16 protein-coding genes are annotated in these 16044 nt (G+C 62.7%); 5 read left to right on the top strand and 11 right to left on the bottom strand.

Annotated elements, in window-relative coordinates:
• Positions 1-6: 6 nt before the first annotated feature.
• The 4 genes from VLJ37_06970 to thrH form a co-directional block, all read right to left on the bottom strand.
• The gene (locus VLJ37_06970; protein HSA59412.1) at positions 7-771 is read right to left on the bottom strand and encodes a DUF3592 domain-containing protein; all 765 of its coding nucleotides are present in this window, start codon (positions 769-771) and stop codon (positions 7-9) included.
• Positions 772-778: 7 nt separating this feature from the next.
• Entirely contained in the window at positions 779-1501 is a 723-nt protein-coding gene (locus tag VLJ37_06965) for a hypothetical protein (GenBank protein ID HSA59411.1), read from the bottom strand.
• 68 nt (positions 1502-1569) lie between these two features.
• Positions 1570-2190, bottom strand: coding sequence for a hypothetical protein (locus tag VLJ37_06960; protein HSA59410.1), 621 nt, complete (start codon positions 2188-2190; stop codon positions 1570-1572).
• Positions 2191-2245: 55 nt separating this feature from the next.
• On the bottom strand, positions 2246-2866 hold the full coding sequence (gene thrH, locus VLJ37_06955) for a bifunctional phosphoserine phosphatase/homoserine phosphotransferase ThrH (protein HSA59409.1): 621 nt from the start codon (positions 2864-2866) through the stop codon (positions 2246-2248).
• Between the two features lie 49 nt (positions 2867-2915).
• Here thrH and hemE point away from each other — a divergent pair, with 49 nt between their 5' ends.
• Complete coding sequence (gene hemE / locus VLJ37_06950) at positions 2916-3944, top strand: uroporphyrinogen decarboxylase (GenBank protein HSA59408.1); 1029 nt, start codon at positions 2916-2918, stop codon at positions 3942-3944.
• A complete protein-coding gene (gene hemN / locus VLJ37_06945; protein HSA59407.1) occupies positions 3937-5316 on the top strand; it encodes an oxygen-independent coproporphyrinogen III oxidase in 1380 nt (459 codons plus the stop codon). The genes hemE and hemN overlap by 8 nt, the downstream gene beginning before the upstream one ends.
• A 15-nt stretch (positions 5317-5331) precedes the next feature.
• Here the strand turns inward: hemN and VLJ37_06940 are convergent, their stop codons facing one another.
• Positions 5332-6915: a Glu/Leu/Phe/Val dehydrogenase gene (locus VLJ37_06940; GenBank protein ID HSA59406.1), complete on the bottom strand. Its 1584-nt coding sequence runs from the start codon at positions 6913-6915 to the stop codon at positions 5332-5334.
• Positions 6916-7027: 112 nt separating this feature from the next.
• On the opposite strand from VLJ37_06940, the gene hemH reads away from it, so the two are divergent.
• Positions 7028-8059 carry a ferrochelatase gene (hemH, locus tag VLJ37_06935; GenBank protein HSA59405.1) on the top strand — a complete coding sequence of 344 codons (1032 nt, stop codon included), beginning with the start codon at positions 7028-7030 and terminating at the stop codon, positions 8057-8059.
• On the opposite strand, the gene VLJ37_06930 is transcribed toward hemH, so the two are convergent.
• The 3 genes from VLJ37_06930 to VLJ37_06920 all read right to left on the bottom strand — a co-directional run bounded on the left by VLJ37_06930 (position 7986) and on the right by VLJ37_06920 (position 12238).
• Complete coding sequence (locus VLJ37_06930; protein ID HSA59404.1) at positions 7986-9977, bottom strand: ATP-binding protein; 1992 nt, start codon at positions 9975-9977, stop codon at positions 7986-7988. The genes hemH and VLJ37_06930 overlap by 74 nt on opposite strands.
• A gap of 139 nt (positions 9978-10116) precedes the next feature.
• Positions 10117-11520, bottom strand: coding sequence for an ATP-binding protein (locus tag VLJ37_06925; protein HSA59403.1), 1404 nt, complete (start codon positions 11518-11520; stop codon positions 10117-10119).
• 124 nt (positions 11521-11644) lie between these two features.
• Positions 11645-12238 (bottom strand): DUF4202 domain-containing protein, encoded by a 594-nt coding sequence (locus VLJ37_06920; GenBank protein ID HSA59402.1) that lies wholly within the window; start codon positions 12236-12238, stop codon positions 11645-11647.
• 106 nt (positions 12239-12344) lie between these two features.
• Between VLJ37_06920 and VLJ37_06915 the strand changes: the two genes are divergently transcribed.
• On the top strand, positions 12345-12851 hold the full coding sequence (locus VLJ37_06915; protein ID HSA59401.1) for a hypothetical protein: 507 nt from the start codon (positions 12345-12347) through the stop codon (positions 12849-12851).
• On the opposite strand, the gene VLJ37_06910 is transcribed toward VLJ37_06915, so the two are convergent.
• Entirely contained in the window at positions 12839-13303 is a 465-nt protein-coding gene (locus VLJ37_06910; protein ID HSA59400.1) for a tRNA (cytidine(34)-2'-O)-methyltransferase, read from the bottom strand. The two genes, VLJ37_06915 and VLJ37_06910, sit on opposite strands and share 13 nt — an antisense overlap.
• A gap of 3 nt (positions 13304-13306) precedes the next feature.
• Complete coding sequence (locus tag VLJ37_06905) at positions 13307-13756, bottom strand: hypothetical protein (protein ID HSA59399.1); 450 nt, start codon at positions 13754-13756, stop codon at positions 13307-13309.
• A 76-nt stretch (positions 13757-13832) separates the two neighbouring features.
• Here VLJ37_06905 and VLJ37_06900 point away from each other — a divergent pair, with 76 nt between their 5' ends.
• Positions 13833-15695, top strand: coding sequence for a RecQ family ATP-dependent DNA helicase (locus VLJ37_06900; GenBank protein ID HSA59398.1), 1863 nt, complete (start codon positions 13833-13835; stop codon positions 15693-15695).
• On the opposite strand, the gene VLJ37_06895 is transcribed toward VLJ37_06900, so the two are convergent.
• Complete coding sequence (locus VLJ37_06895) at positions 15673-16044, bottom strand: MazG nucleotide pyrophosphohydrolase domain-containing protein (protein ID HSA59397.1); 372 nt, start codon at positions 16042-16044, stop codon at positions 15673-15675. The genes VLJ37_06900 and VLJ37_06895 overlap by 23 nt on opposite strands.

Genomic DNA, 16044 nt, shown 5'->3' with positions numbered 1-16044 from the left:
ACCCTCCTAGGCGGACCGTTCGATCGCCACGATCGTCGTGTCGGCGGGGTCGTACTTCACGTAGATCGATTTGCCCGGCTGGTACTTGGGAATCGACGCCTCCGCGATCACGCCCTTGGCGCGCGAGAGGAATTTTGGTTTGCCCGTCGGTTCGACCTCGACCAGCAGCTCCATCGCCGGGTTGTCGCCGTTGACCTGAAACCCCAGCGGCGTCGCCTGGAGGATCTTGGCAAAGGCCGACTGGCCGCCGGCTGCGAGCCTCTTGTTCACGGCCTCGAACTCCGCCGCCTCTCTGAGGGCCTGCTCCTGGTTCATGAGGATCGCGCCGGCCGGCGCCAATCCGCCCTCGGGATCGATCGCCACGGCCTGGGGATCCTTGGGATCCACCTTGATCGCGACGGTCATTCCCGGTTGGAAGAGATTGGGGTTGATGCGCGAGACCAGGGTTTTCACCTTGGCCTCGTAGGGCGGCTTGAATTTGGATCGGACCTCCAGGGCGAGCTCGATCTGGGGCGCGTTATTGACGGTGACGCCCGTGTCGCGCACGCCCTTGATCAAGGCCGTCGCGGGTTCGCCGGTCTTGAGGATCGCGTTCGCGCGGAAGAGCGGCCGGAGGACGGCCATGAAGACCGAACCGAAGATCGCGACGAAGACGACCGCCATCAGCCCGCCGTAGACCGGCGACGCGATGACCGCGGCGAGCAGGCCGATCCCTCCGCCGATCAAGCCGGCGATCAGACCGATCTTGGCCCCGAGTCCCAGTTTGAACATGGAAGGATTATTCTCCGGCCCGCTCCCAACGGAGCGAGGAGCACTTGTCGCCGAAGTAACCGAGATCCGGAACGGAGCCAGAGCCCTTCAGGACGTAGCCGCGCTTGGAGTAATTGTTGTTTTCGTAAAGGACCGCCTGCCAGCCGGCGGGCACGCTCCACTTGACCGAAGACGCCTTGTCGTTGAAGCCCGACTTGCCGTCGTCGGAGGAGACATAGTGCATGTTGCCGATGTCGCGGCCGAAGCGGACGGTCAGGATGCGGTCGGTGAAGCCGGCGTCATCGTAGAGACGCACGTAACCGGACGCCTTGGTCGGCGTTGCGGCGGTGGCCGACGGGGCGGCTTCGGCCGCCGGCTTCGCCGGCACTTCCTTGACGATGACCCGTTCCACCACCTTGGTCGGGGCGGGCGCGGGGGTCACTGCGGCCGGGGGCGTCGCGGGCTGGGTGGTCGGCGCGGCGGGCTGGGTCTCGGCCTTGGCCTTGAGTTCGGCCTCGATCTTGGCCCTCATCTCCGCCTCCGCCTGGGCCTTCTCCTCGGCCTCCTTGCGCGCCTTGGCCTCGGCTTCCATCTGCTGAACCTTGGCCTCCAGCTCCTTCATTTTTTGATCCTGCGGAGAGACCTCCTCGACCTTCTTGCCGGTCAACTGCGTGAGTTTGTCGCAGGAAACCAACGGCAGGACGAAAGCCCCAACCAGGATGATCGTCAAGACACGTCGCATGGATGCCATACCCCCTCCTTGGATTCGCGCTTAATATCCGAGGCGATGGGCCAATGAAAGGTTTTTTTCTAGAGGGATTAGGGGCGCCACGAGGGGCGGCGGCTGTGGTAGAGTTCCATCGACACGGTCAGCGAATCAAATTGGCGCAGGGACCGGATGGCGTCGTCGTAGAAGATCGTCACCGCCTCCGCGGGTTCCTGGGAAACCAAGGGCAGTATCTCTTCGGCCAGGCTCGCGCGCGGGGCGATCACGCGGCGCAGAAGATTCACGTTCCTCCCGATGGTGATCGCCAACGCGTCTTCGTCCCTTCGCAGGTCCGGGGCGTTCCATCCGGCGATGGCATTTTCGAGGGCACGAAGCGACGTGCTGAGAGTCTCCAGGTCGCTCATCACGCGGCTGGCGCGCGGGCGATCGGCCGAGACCCAAGGCAAGGAAAGCTGCCAGAACAGCACGCGAAACTGCCCGTTCTTGGCCAGGAACTCGTCCAAGAGGGCCTGACCCACGTTCAGGGGCGCGAGAAGGGCGCGTTCCTGGACGCGAACGTCGCGCACAAAGGTATCCAGCCGGTCCGATAGCCCCAGGCCGCCTCCATTCGAGTAGGGAATCGGGCTGTTCGCCGTCAGGGAGGCGGGGATCTGCGCCCAAGCCGTGATGTGCGAGGTCAACTGCTGCTGTGCCAAAATGTTCAATGGGTTCATGACGCAACGCACTGTCACAGCGCGTCATTGCTGTCAAGCCCTTGCCGGGCCTACATTAGCCCCGTATTGATAATTTCTTGCCGGCTTCTCCGAAAAGGGCTCGGAGTTCCTTGTGATTCTCCGCCACGGGGAATTGGGGGAATTCCTTTTTCACGTTGTCTGGCGGGCAAAAAAGGATGCCTTGGTGGGCGGCGGCGAGCATCGCCGTGTCGTTGTAAGAGTCTCCGGCCGCCACGACCTTGAATTGGAGCCTGCGGAACGCCTCCACGGAGAGCTTTTTCTGGTCCTTGATCCGGAGCTGGTAATCGGCGATCGCCCCGCCCGGAGCGACCTTGAGGGAATGGCAGAAGAGCGTCGGGTACCCGAGCTGTTTCATGAGCGGCATCGCGAACTCGTAGAAGGTGTCGGAGAGGATCACGACCTGGAACTCCGTCCGCAGCCAGTCGAGAAACTCGTGGGCCCCATCGAGCGGGCGAAGGCTGCCGATCACGTCCTGGATGTCCTCCAGCTTGAACTTATGCTCCGCGAGGATCTTCAGCCGGCCCTTCATGAGGACGTCGTAGTCCGGCACGTCGCGGGTGGTGAGGCGCAGCTCCCGGATGCCGGTCTTTTCGGCGAAGCTGATCCAGATCTCGGGAACGAGGACGCCTTCGAGGTCGAGGCAGGCTAAATTCATCCGGTTTCTATAGTTGCAACGGCGTTCCCCTTCAAGGCAATCTTGGGTCATGACCCCCAAGGACCGATTCCTCAAGGCCTGCCGGCGCGAAGAGGTCGACCGCCCTCCCGTCTGGATGATGCGGCAGGCGGGGCGTTACCTGCCCGAGTACCGCGAGATCCGGAAGTCGAAATCCACCCTGGAGATGATGAAGGACCCGGCGACCGCCTGCGAGATCACCCTGCAACCCGTCCGCCGTTTGGGCGTCGATGCCGCCATCCTCTACAGCGACATCCTGATCGTCCCCGAGGCGATGGGACTCAAGCTCGACTTCGTCCGGGACGTGGGACCGGTCTTCGACCGGAAGATCGAGAACAAGGCGGACGCGCATTGGCTCCGCGAGAAGGACGTGCCGGAGCGATGCCCGTTCGTCTTCGAGACGATCAAGAGGATCCGCAAGGAACTCTCCCCGGACATCCCCCTCCTCGGTTTTGCCGGGGCGCCCTTCACCGTCGGGGCCTACATGGCGGGAGGCGACGGCTCCTACGACGGCGCTCGCATCAAGAAGATCGCCTACCAGCACCGGGACGTCTTTCGGACGCTCATGGAAAAGGTCGCGCTGGCGACGATGGATTACCTCAAGGCCCAGGTCGCCGCCGGCGTCGACGCGGTCCAGCTCTTCGACACCTGGGCGGGAACGCTCACCGCCGAGGACTACCGCCAGTTCGCCCTGCCCTACGCGCGCGAGATCCTCAAGGAGGTCAAGTCGGCCGGCGTTCCGGCGATCCTCTACATCAAGGGCGGCTCTCACCTCTTTGACGAAATGAAAGCCGCGGGACCGGACGTCATCAGCATCGACTGGCGGATGGATCTGACCCTGGCGCGGGAACGGGCGAAGGGCGAGGTCGCCATTCAAGGAAATTTCGACCCGGCGAGGCTCTATGCGCCGCCGGAGGTCATCCGGCAGGAAACGAGGAAGATGATCGACGCGGCCGGGGGCTCCCCCGGCTATCTCGTGAACCTTGGCCACGGCATCTTGGAGGACGTCCCCGTCGAGAACGCGCAGGCGTTCGTGGACGCGGCGAAGAATCATGGCTGACCGTCTCGCAATGCTCCTGAAAAAATACGACGTCGCGGGGCCGCGGTACACAAGTTACCCGACCGCGCCCGCGTGGACCAACTCCGTCGGAGAGGGCGACTTCCGGAAAAGTCTTTCGAGCCTCAAGTCCGGCGAACCCTTGTCCCTCTATTTCCACGTCCCGTTCTGCGAGACCCTCTGCCACTTCTGCGGATGCATGAAGATCATCACGAAGGACCATGCGCGCTCCCGCCGGTACGTCGACGTCCTGTTGACCGAGCTCGACCGGATCGCCTCCTTGATTCCCGGCGCCGGCGGCCAGGTCTCCCAAATGCACTTCGGGGGCGGCAGCCCCAATTACCTGCAGCCGGACGAACTGAAGGACGTCGTCGATCGAACGCGCGCGCGTTTCCGGTTCGAGGCGGACGCCGAGATCGCGATCGAAATGCACCCCCGCACCAGCACGCCCGAATTCTGCGAAATGACGGCCCGTCTCGGCTTCAACCGGATCTCGCTGGGCGTTCAGGACTTCGACCCGGTGGTCCAAAAGCTCATCAACCGTCATCAGACCTACGAAATGACGGCGGACATGGTGGCCTTGCTCCGAAGGCTCGGCTTCACGGCCTTCAACTTCGATCTCATCTACGGGCTTCCGGGACAAACGATCGCGGAATGGACGAAGACGCTGAACCAGGTCATCGGCCTCAGGCCCAATCGCCTCGCCGTCTACAGCTATGCCCACGTGCCCTGGCTCAAGCCCTACCAGAGATCCTTCGAAGACAAGGACCTGCCGTCTCCGGAGCTCAAGCTGCGGCTGTTCGAGACCGCCTACCGGACGCTCACCGCCGGCGGTTACCAGCCCATCGGCATGGATCACTTCGCGCTCGCCGACGACGACCTCGCCAAGGCGCACAAGAACGGAACGATTCACCGCAATTTCATGGGCTATTCGACCAAGGCCGACGCGCACCAGATCGGATTCGGCCTCAGCTCCATCTCCTATGCCGACGGAAATTATTTTCAAAATCACAAGGACATGGAGGCTTACGAGGCCGCCATCCGCGCGGGCGGCCTGGCGACCCAACGGGGCTATCTCCTGAACCGCGACGACCACGTCCGCCGGGAACTCATCCGCCAGATCATGTGCCGGGGCGTCGCGGAGATTCCTGCCTTTGAAAAGGACTGGGGGATCGTCTTTGCGGATTATTTCAAGGACGACCTGCCGCACCTCGGCCCGATGATCGCCGACGGCCTGGTCACCCTCGATTCACAGGCCCTTCGCGTCGTCCATGAGGGCCATCTTTTCCTTAGAAACGTCGCGATGGCCTTCGACCGGCACTTGGAGGAAATAAAGTCAACGGCCAAGAACCCGGTCTTTTCTAGGACGGTCTAATTGGGGGTTCTACGGTCAAGACCCGGTTTCCGAAGCATCGAGCGGCGTCTCCTGACCTTGCCCGTTACCGCCACCGGCGGGTGAATCGATGTCATCGAGGGCCCGCTTGACATCCTCGGGAGCGCCGTCCCTTGGCTGCCGTCCCGAATGTCTGCCGCCGCCGGGGTCCTTTTCGCCCAGGCGCACGACCCGATAGGCGCGGTCGAGCGTCTTCAAGGCCTTGGCGTCGGCCGCGGTGCGGAGCGCGATGCTGTGCTGAACGGCCAGGCCGTAGACGGCCGCGGCCGCGGCGGTCATCTGCTGGCTCAAGAGGCCCATCACGTAGTCGCGGGTCCACCAGTGGCGCGGAGCGTTCGGCGCCAGACGCTCCCATTCCCGGCCTTGCAGATACTCGTAGCCCGAGACCATGACGCCGCCGGCGTTGGCCAGGATGTCCGGAAGGAGGATCACGCCCTTCTCCTGCAGGATCTTGTCCGCTTCGGTATTGGTCACCCCATTGCCCAACTCGACGATGTACTTGGCGCGCACCCGGTCCGCATTCGACCCCGTGAGCGTCAAATCGGGCGCGGCCAGGACCAAGACGTCCGCGTCCATCGCGAGCAAGTCCTTGGGGTCCAGGTTCCGGTCGAAGAGGCGCGTCCGCTGCTTGCGCTCCTCCTCCTTGAGGGCGAGGAAATTGCCGATCTCGTCGGCGGTGAACCCTTCCGGATTCTTGGAGCGCAGCCCGCCCCGCGAATCGCTGAAGGCAAGAACTCGCCCGCCCCGGGACGTGACGATCTGGGCCATGAAGCTGCCGGCGTTGCCGAAGCCGTCGATCGCGAACGTGCGGCCCTCGAACGGATTGCCGTCGATCTTGAGCGTCTCCCGGAGGAGCCATTCCAGGACGATGAAGCCGCCGCGGGCGGTCGCCTCGTCGCGGACGTAGATGCCCCCGTCCTCGATCCGTTTCCCCGTGAAGACCGACCAGACCCGGCGCCCCGCCTGACGGCTGTACTCGTCCGTCATGATCTGCATGTACCGCCCGATGGTGTTCACGTCCGGGGCCGGCACGTCGATGGGATGCCAGTCCGGTCCGGCCAGGTGGGACGCGAACGTGCGTCCGTATTCGGCCGCCAATTGCACCAGCTCCTGGTCCGTCAGCGTCGACGGATCGACGCGCACCGTCCCCTTGCCGCCCCCCATGAAGAGACGGGCGCCCGCCTCCATCGCGTCCGCCGGATCGAAGGACGGAGCGACGACCGCGTTCTTCAAGGTCATCTCAAAGGCGAGCTCCTTGTTCTTGCCCAAGGTCACGTCGGGATGGAAACGGATGCCTCCCTTGTAATCCAACCCCCGGTAACCGAGCAGGCGGCCGTATTCCGCCAAAACGTTCTCGTCTTGGATGCGGGCGGCGGGAAAGACGCGATCGCCGATCCGCAGGAGATGGGCATAGACATGGTTGGGCGCGCTCAAGGAAAGCAGCGTCTGATCATGCGGGGAAACGAGGGGGGCGACGGCCAGAAAGCGCTCGAAGACCGCTCCGCGCCGCCCGGGCTGAAAATAAGAAGACTGCGCCGCGAGATTGGCCGCCAAGGCCGGAGAGACCGCCGAAATCGTCATAAAAAGCCCCTTTGCTTGCCCCCGTGCGCGCCTCCTCGCACGACTTGAGGATAGGTTGCCAGCTTTTTTTCATGTTCTTCATACCCTCCTTCGGATAAGAACGGAGCGCCCCATGATCGGAATCCTTCTCGTCAATTTGGGAACGCCCGACGCCCCGACTACGCCCGCGGTGCGGCGGTATCTCCGCCAATTTCTCTCGGACCCGATGGTGATCGACATCCACCCGGTGGCGCGATGGATGTTGGTCAATCTCGTCATCGCCCCCTTCCGGTCCCCGAAATCCGCCGAGGCCTACAAGAAGATTTGGATGCCGGAAGGATCGCCGCTCCTGTTTCACACGAACAACCTGGCGAAAAAGGTCCAAGCGGTTTTGGGGAAAGACTGCCAAGTCGCCGTCGGGATGCGGTACGGCAGCCCGTCCATTTTATCCGCCGTCGATCGGCTGATCGCGGCCGGGGTCTCGGAGGTCCGCATGCTGCCCCTCTTTCCCCAATACGCGGCCTCCTCCACCGGTTCCGCCGTCGCGGAGTTTGAGCGGGTGATGACGTCGAAGAAAGACGCGCCCCCGTTCCGGGTCCTTCCGCCCTTCTACAACCATCCGGGCTTCCTCTCGGCCTTCGCCGCCGTGGGCGAGCCGGTGCTGGAGCGCGTGCGGCCGGATCATGTCCTCTTCAGTTTTCACGGATTGCCCGAACGCCACATCCTCAAGGAAGACCCGGTGGGGAACCACTGCCTGAAATTCGACGAATGCTGCGATCAGGACGTGATGCAGAATCAGCGATGCTACCGTTCCCACGCCTTCAAGACGGCGAGGTCCCTGATGAAGAGGATCGGAATACCCGACGACGTGTGCAGCGTGTCGTTCCAATCGCGCCTGGGCCGCACGCCCTGGCTCAAGCCCTACACGGATCTGGTGATTCCGGAACTGGTCAAAGCGGGGCGCAGGCGCCTCGTCGTCTTCTGTCCGGCCTTTGTGGCGGATTGTCTGGAAACCCTGGAAGAGATCGGGATCCGGGCCAAGGAAACGGCGATGGCGGCCGGCGCGGAGGCCTTCGAACTCGTGCCTTCGCTCAACGACCATCCCCTTTGGGTGAAAGCCGTGGCGGGGCTGGTAGCGTCGGCCGGTTCCTCCGCATGCGGTTGAGCAGGAACCTCATCTGCCCCACCAGCTCGTCGGCCGACGCCGGCTTGGGGAGGAAACCCGCCATCTCGACGTCCTGGAGGTCTTCGGGGAGGCCGTCTATCCCGCTCTGAAACAGGCAGACCATGTGGGGATCGACGGTCCGGAGTTTTTCCAAAAGCGCGCGCGTCGCGACGCCCGGCATGTTGATATCGAGCAGGACGGCGCTGATCGGGGGACGCGAGAGGTCCCGGTACCACTCTTGCGCGCGGTCCACGGCCTCCCGGCCTCCCGACGCCGTCAGGACCCCGTGTCCCCTCGCCATCAAGACGCGTTTCGCCGTGCGCAGGATCAACTCCTCGTTGTCGACGACCAGCACGATTTCGCGGCCCGTCTCCGGCAGGGGCCGGAGAGGGGGGGGCGGGGCCTCTTCCGCCCTGGGGAAATAGATCGAAAAGACCGTCCCGTGATTTTCGGGGGCCGTCGACGTCCGGACGGCGATGAAGCCGCCCATGGTCTGGACGATCTGGAGGGTCACCGCCAGCCCCAAACCCGTCGAGTTCTTGCCGCTGAAGGACGGATCGAAGATCCGGGGCAGGACATGGGGCGGAATGCCCGGACCATCGTCGCTGACTTGGAGCATCATGAAATCGCCGGCGCGGTGCGTCCCGCGAATCAAGGGTGCGGAGAGCCTTGCCGCGTCGTCCTCGTCCAGAAGCACTTTGCGGGTGGAGACGGACAGCCGGCCGCTCCCGCCCATGGCGTCCCGCGCGTTGACGATGTTGTTGAGGATCACCTGCCAGACCCGGATGGAAGGACCGGGAATCCTCCAGGGCTCGCCGTCGAGGCGGAATTCCACCTCGACCCCCCGGCCCATGAACGCGGACAAGGTCCTTTTGTTCAGGTGGGCGTGCAGGTCCGCGGCCCCCTCGCCGCCGTTCTTGAGCCCCAAGACGAATTCCTGATGGAGCCGGAAGAGGTCGACGGTCAGCGCAGTCAGTTCCTTGGCGGTCTGAAAGCATTCGGAAAGGTCGCGGAGGAGGGCCAAACCCTCCGCGAGATCCTCGGCCGAGGCCACGTGACCGTATTGGTCGGCGATGAGGTTCATCTCCCTCAAGTTCTCCTCGGCCCTTCCGGCGTCCGTCAAGAGGTCGAAGAGACCGATGGTGATTTGGGCGATCAATCCTCCGTCCGACGCGAGCCGAGTCCGCTCGAGATCGGCGCCGGCGCCCACGTCCCTCAGGGACGCGATGACCCGCTGAACGCCCCGGACAAGCTGCGCGACGTTCATGAGAACGCCGCTCATGCCGTCCAGGACGCGGTCCATCGATTCGAGCGTGCCGCTCAACCGCACCCTGACGTCGCCGGGAATGAGATGAAAGTGCCGTCGGGCCAGGAAGTCGACCCTCTGGCAGGTCTCCTCCGCGACGGTCATCTCGCCCGTGAGGGCGGTTAGGATGTTGTTAGCGTCGTGGGTCACCTTGGCCAGGGCGTCCCGCAAGGCATCCGCCATCTGCTGTGCGATGATCTCCCCGGAGATCTCGCGCGTTCCGTGGACGCGAAGAACGGGCGGCGCGATCGAAACGGCCTCGCCGTCTCCTTGTTTCAGCCGCGCGAATCTTCTCCGGAGGCTATCGATATTTTCCCGCAATTGAAGGTCGTCCGTCGTGACCTCCAAGTCCCGGATCGTATCGTCCAAGGCCTGGACGAGCCGTTCGCGCGTCACCGGTACGACGCCCGATGCCGGAGGCATCGTGTCGGGCCTGGGGGGTAGGAGGCTGCTGATGTGGGCCAGTGGGGCCCTCAACTCAGGCGCTTCCTGCCATTGAGGAACGGAGGCCGCCATCTCGTTGTGGATTTCCGAGGGATCGACCCCTTGGGACAGCATCACCGTCCAGTGGAGGATTTGGTGAAAGACGTCTGTAATCGCGAGCGCCGGCATAATGGCCTATGGCGCCTTTTCGCATGGCCGGTCTTGGCGTTGCTAGGAAAAACTGGCCTAACTGATTGATTTTACAAAGAAAATGGAAAAGTTTTTATCCAACGTTGTTCCAAGTTGATTCAAATGAATGGATAAAGATTTAGGAAGCCCGGGGAAGGTAAATATGAAAGGCCGTCCCGTGACCTTCGCCCTCCGTCTCGGAGTCGATTCCGAGAAAGCCTCCCATGTCCTCCACCAGCTCGCGGGTCACGGCCAGACCGTAACCGCTCGAGTTCCGGCCGCTGTAGAAGAGGTCGAAGATTCTTCCCATAAGCCCCGCAGGGATGCCGGGGCCCGCATCCCGGATCGTCAACTGCATGTAATCGCCCGCCCTCGGGGAGCAGCTTGCAGAATCGTGCGGAAGAGACTCGGCCTCTTCCGCCGTGAGGCTCACGCGGCGCGTTGATATTTCCATGCTCCCAAAGTCCTCCATGGCCTGCCGCGCGTTGCCAACCAGGTTGATGATCACCTGCCAGATCCGGATGGACGGTCCGCGCACGGTCCAGGGCGAGGGATCGAGGTCCATGCGAAGCCGGATGCCCTTTCCCAGGATCGCCTGGATCATATCCTCCCTCAGGTAGGCATGGGGATTGATGGAAAACGGGCACTCCGTCTGTTCGCAAAGGTCCTGAAGCCTGAGCAATCTCCGGAAGAGGGTGGCGGACAGCTTCGTCAGATCGATGGACGTCCCGACCGATTCCAGGACGCTCCACACAACGCCGCCCCCCTCCCCGTCCCGGGGTCTCAGGCGGAGCGTCCTTTGCAACCGGCCGAGCGGGTGGAGGAGTTTGGCCAGTTTCGTAAAGACCTGATGGACGTGGCCCTCGGAGAACAGGAGCGTCTTCAAGTCCGCCGGATCGCCTCCGTAGTCGTCACGTTGGGAGTCAATCTGGCCCCTCATCTGTTTGATGAGCGTCGCAATCACGTCGATCTGATGCTCGATGTCCAAAATGATCTCGTTCAAGGCCGGGGCGTCTGGAAAATCCCTAATCTTCTTCTTCGCGGTGGCGACCGTGAGACCCAAGACGGTCAGGGTGTTGTTGGTGTCGTGGAGGGCGCCACCGATGGAGACGAAAAAGGCCTCCCGCACGTTCCGATCCACGCGGGCCCGGGCGTCGCGCTCCGAGCGCCCGGTGCGGAGCCGAAAGACGCCGCTCACCGGCTCCGTAGGATCCGATTCCTGCAGGACGCCCTGCAGTTCGGCGCTGAGGGAATTCAGAAGCCCCTGCTGATGAGGATTGGCGAGGGGGACGATGCTAAGGGCAAATTCCCGAAGCGCCAGGGCCACGTCCCGGCGGGAGGCGGAACCCTTTTCCGCCTGGGACGTCGCCAATTCTTGGAGCGGCTCCAAGCGGTCTTCCAAATTCCTCTTTCTCCACCGCTCGGCGGCGGAGAGCACATCGGTGGCCACCGCATGGGAGGGAACGCCTCCCGTCAACCGGCTGGTTGCGGAGGTGATCAACTGCACGACGTCCAAGATGGGAAGGATGGCCGTAACCGCCATAGTTTCTTTCGGACCCTCTTTCTTTCATATCGTTGGGGGGTTGGGCCAGTGAAAAGTGATGACTCTATGCGTCAGAAGGCAAGGAATATCAGCCTGTTAAGATGGTTATCCACATTGTGGATAACTAGGGAGAGGCCTTCTTCAAGAGGGCGACCGCCTTTTCGGGCAAGGGGATCCGGGCGGCCATCTCGCGGGCGCGCGGTGTCATTTTTTCCAACGTACCGCGAAGGATCCGGACGGTCTTGGCCTCGTCCCATTCCTCCAAATACCCTTCGAGCTTCAATTCCAAAAAGGCCAGGCAATCGGCGTCCTCCAAGGACTGTGAATCGGGGTCGGAGGGAAAATTCTTCTTGAGGATCAGATCGCGCACCCGCGAGATGGCCTTCTCGTCGACGCCCTCCTCGCTCAGGATCTTCGACGTCGCGTCGGCCGAGATGAGGTTAAGGGCCTTCCGCCATTTGTGGTAGCCGGCCGTGGTCATCGGATATTTTTGGGGCTGGCTGTCACGCGGGAGCGTCCAGCGGTCGAGGACGTGGCCCCACGCCGCGAGAAGGAGGGATTCAGAGGGGCTCGGGGATAAACGGCCCACCCACGAGACGACTCGGCGAACGAACAGCAGATCGCGCGGACCTTCTTCGGAGCTCGTTTTCTCGAGCCTCGGGTCCTCCGACAATCGGGCCTCGATCCGGGCGATCGATTTCAAAACGGCGCCGCGCATACGCTTGTATACAAAATAATCGGGATCTCTTGACCCCTCTTACTCCCCCCGATAGAGTCCCGTGTCAATTCCGCAATCCCTCAAACCCTCAGACAAGGAGACTCGCATGAAGAAGCACTCAAGATTATTCGCATTCGCCGTGCTGCTGGCCTCTCTCCTGGCCTACAATCGCGTTTTCGCGGCGCCTGCCGCCTACGGCCCCGAATCCAGGCGTTTCGGCGCCGGCCTTTACCTCGGCGATCCGACCGGCTTGACGGTCAAAGGTTATCTCACCGAACGCCTCGCCCTGGACGCCATCGTCGCCTGGTCGTTCATCGAGTCCTCCTTCACGCTCATCGGCGACGTGACCTATGACATCCTCGACATCCCCGTACATGCCTCGAGTTTCACCCTGCCCTTCTACGCCGGAGCCGGCGGCAAGATCGGCTTCGACAAGGGAGGCAACGGAGACGGCAAGACCATCGCGGCCATCCGCGTCCCCGTCGGCGTCGCCATGCAGTTCGTCCATTATCCCGTGGAAGTCTTTTTCGAGGTTGCCCCCGGAATTCAGATCATTCCCGACAGCGAATTCGACATGACCGGCGGCATCGGCGCGCGTTTTTATTTTTTCTGAAACCGGCCGTTGCCTGTCTGACGGTAGGCCTCGTAGAGGACGATCCCAACGGCCGTGGCGAGGTTTAAACTCCTGACCGGTCCCCATTGCGGGATGTTGAGAACGGACTCGGGGTTCGCTTCCAGGACCTCGGAGGGCAGGCCCGAGCCTTCCGAGCCGAACACCAGGACATCGTCCGGACGGTAGGCCGCTTCGGAATAGACCGTCTTACCCTTGGTGCTGAGATACCAGAGCCGCGACCGTGGATTCTCCCCCTTCACTTCCTCCAGACCGGAGACGACCTTGTATTTGAGGTGCTCCCAATAATCGAGGCCGGAGCGGCGGATCTCCCTGGAGTCGAGGAAGAAACCCATGGGGCGGACGAGATAGAGTTCCGTCTGCGTCGCGACGCACAGCCGGCCGATATTGCCCGTGTTTTGGGGGATCTCCGGGCGAAAGAGGACGATCTTCAACGCCTATTGCGGCTTGATGTTCGCCAGAACCTGAACAGGGAGCGTCGTGTCGCCCTTGAAGGTCAGCACCAGAGCGGCAACGCCCTTCTGCTCCGCGGGCGGCTGGCTGCTCAGTCCCACGCTTTTCAAGACCGCCCCGTCGACCTCCACCGTCACGTAGGCGGCGTTCTGATGCTCGGCCAAGAGGAGGGGATCCACAAAAATGCTCCGTTGGGAGGCGGACAAGACCGACTGGACCGTATCGAAGAGGTCTCCCACCTTGGTGGATTTGCGCTGGTCCGCGATCTCGACCAGGATCGTCTTGCCGGCGAAGGCCTTGGAGTTGATGAGACCTTTCGTCCAGCCGCTTTGCTCGCCCACAAGATCCCTGACGCCGCGGCCCTTGGAAAAAGCAGGCCCCGCGAAAACGACGGGAAGGACCGCCAACAGTGCCACGATGAGAATTTTTTTCATTTTTTTCATATTGGCTCCTTAGTAAAGGTTATAGGACCTTGCTCTACCCGCGAACGTGACAATTATCAAGCCGACAATGACGTCATTGGAATCGACACTCCATTCGGTTTTCGGTCTTGAGGGATTTAGGCCCGGACAGGAGGAGATCGTTCGCGCCGTTTTGGAGGGACGCGACGTCCTCGCGGTGATGGCGACCGGCTCCGGGAAATCCCTCTGTTACCAGCTCCCCGCGGTCGCCGCGGGCAAGCGCTGTCTGGTCGTTTCCCCCTTGATCAGCCTCATGAACGACCAGGTCGCAAAGCTCAATCTCTTGAACATTCCGGCGGCGACGACGCATTCGGCAAATAAAGATGACGGAGAAGCCCTTGCCGCCTGGGCGGAACGGCAGATCAATCTTTATTACGTCTCCCCCGAACGGATCGCGCTGCCCGGCTTCTTCGAATTCCTGAAAAGGCACCGCCCCGACTACGCGGCGGTGGACGAGGCCCACTGCATCGCCCAATGGGGTCATGATTTCCGGGAAGAGTATCGCGACCTCGGCCGGATCAGGCGCGAGTGGGGTTGCCCGGTGATCGCCGTGACGGCCACGGCGACGCCCGAAGTCCAGAGGGAGATCGCGGCCTCGCTCGAGCTTCAAGACCCTCTCATCCGCGTCCACGGCTTCTACCGGCCCAACCTCAAGTTCCGCGCGCGGATGGAGGGCGGCAAAAAGGCGCGGTTTTCGGAGATCCTCCGTCTCCTGGAGAGCCTCCCGGAAGGGGCGGCCATCGTCTATTGCGGCACCCGCAAGGTGGTCGACGCCCTGACGGAATTGTTGAGAAGCCGCAAGGTCCCCGCCTTTCCCTATCACGCCGGACTCGAGGCCGACGCTCGGGAGAAGGCCCACAGGCATTTTCAGGAAGACGCCAGGGTCGTCTTGGTCGCCACGAACGCCTTCGGGATGGGGGTCGACCGGCCGGACGTGAGGCTCGTCGTCCACGCCCAAATGCCGGGGAGTCTCGAGGCCTATTACCAGGAAGCGGGCCGCGCGGGGCGCGACGGGCTCGAGGCGCAGTGTCTTCTCTTTTTCGGCGGCGACGACGCCGGCCTCCAAGACTTTTTCATCCAGCAGGTCTTGGAGACCGTCCCTTCGGACCGGCGAGACGCGTGGCTCGGGAACCGTGAAGACAAACTCAAGCTCATGCAACGCTACGCGCACGGGTCCGCGTGCCGCCAGGCGGCCCTCATGGACTATTTCGGCGACGGCGAAAGGCTCAAAGACGGGTGCGGCGCCTGCGACAATTGCTCGGAGACGGAGACTTTTGAGATCTCCTCTGAGCTGAAGAAAGACATCCGCATCGTCCTCTCGGGCCTTGCCCGATTTGGCACGGCCGCCTCCTTCGGCAAGGGCGTCTTGATCGACTGTCTGACGGGAAAAACGAGCGAGCGCGGTGAAGCGTATGGCCATGACCGACTTTCGACCTTCGGTCTTCTGGCCCACAAAAGACGTCCGGAACTCATGGGCCTCGTCGATCTCCTGATCCGACAGGGCTACATCCAGCAAAACGGGTTCAAGTACCCCACGCTCTCACTGACCGCGGAAGGATCGGCGGTGATGAGGGACCAAAAGGAACCGGTCTTGCCCAAGAGACTCTACGATGAACTCATGACTCGAAGGCCGCGCCGGAGCCGGAGTGCGGGAACGGTCGCATCCTCCGTGCCGGGCGGCGCCGACCACGGCGGTCTCTGGCAGGCGATCCGAAGCTGGCGCGCGGAAACCGCCCGCCGGAAGGGAATCCCGCCCTACACCCTCTTTTGGGACCGGACGATCGACGACCTCTGCGTCAAGAGACCGCGCAACCTGGACGAGTTGGCCGGCGTTTTCGGAATGGGGGAGCGCAAGTGCGCGTCGTTCGGCGAGGAATTGCTGGCGGTCCTCAAGGGTGCGGCCTCGTCTTAGCCTTTTTCCAAAGAGCGCCCATCTCTTTCAGATTCGAGTCTTTGGGCCTCTTCCCCTTCTTTCGCAGTTCGTTTTTGACGAACCGGAAACGGGACTGGAACTTGTCCAGGGTCGCATGGAGGGCCTTTTCCGGGTTCAGCTCGAGCAAGGTGGCCAGGTTGCAGACCGAAAAAAGCAGGTCGCCGATTTCCTCCGAGGTCCGCGCCTTGGTCTTGTCACGGCGGCGGATCTCCCGCTCCAACTCGCGGAGCTCTTCTTTGACCTTTCTCAACGGTCCGGTCCAGCCCCGCCATTGAAAACCGGCCCGCTTCGCATGGGCGATGGTCCGCAGCGTCCTTCGAAGAGCCAT

The organism is bacterium, from assembly GCA_035454885.1.
In the GTDB taxonomy this organism is placed as follows: Bacteria; UBA10199; UBA10199; order JACPAL01.
This window is presented reverse-complemented; position numbering and strand designations above follow the sequence as displayed.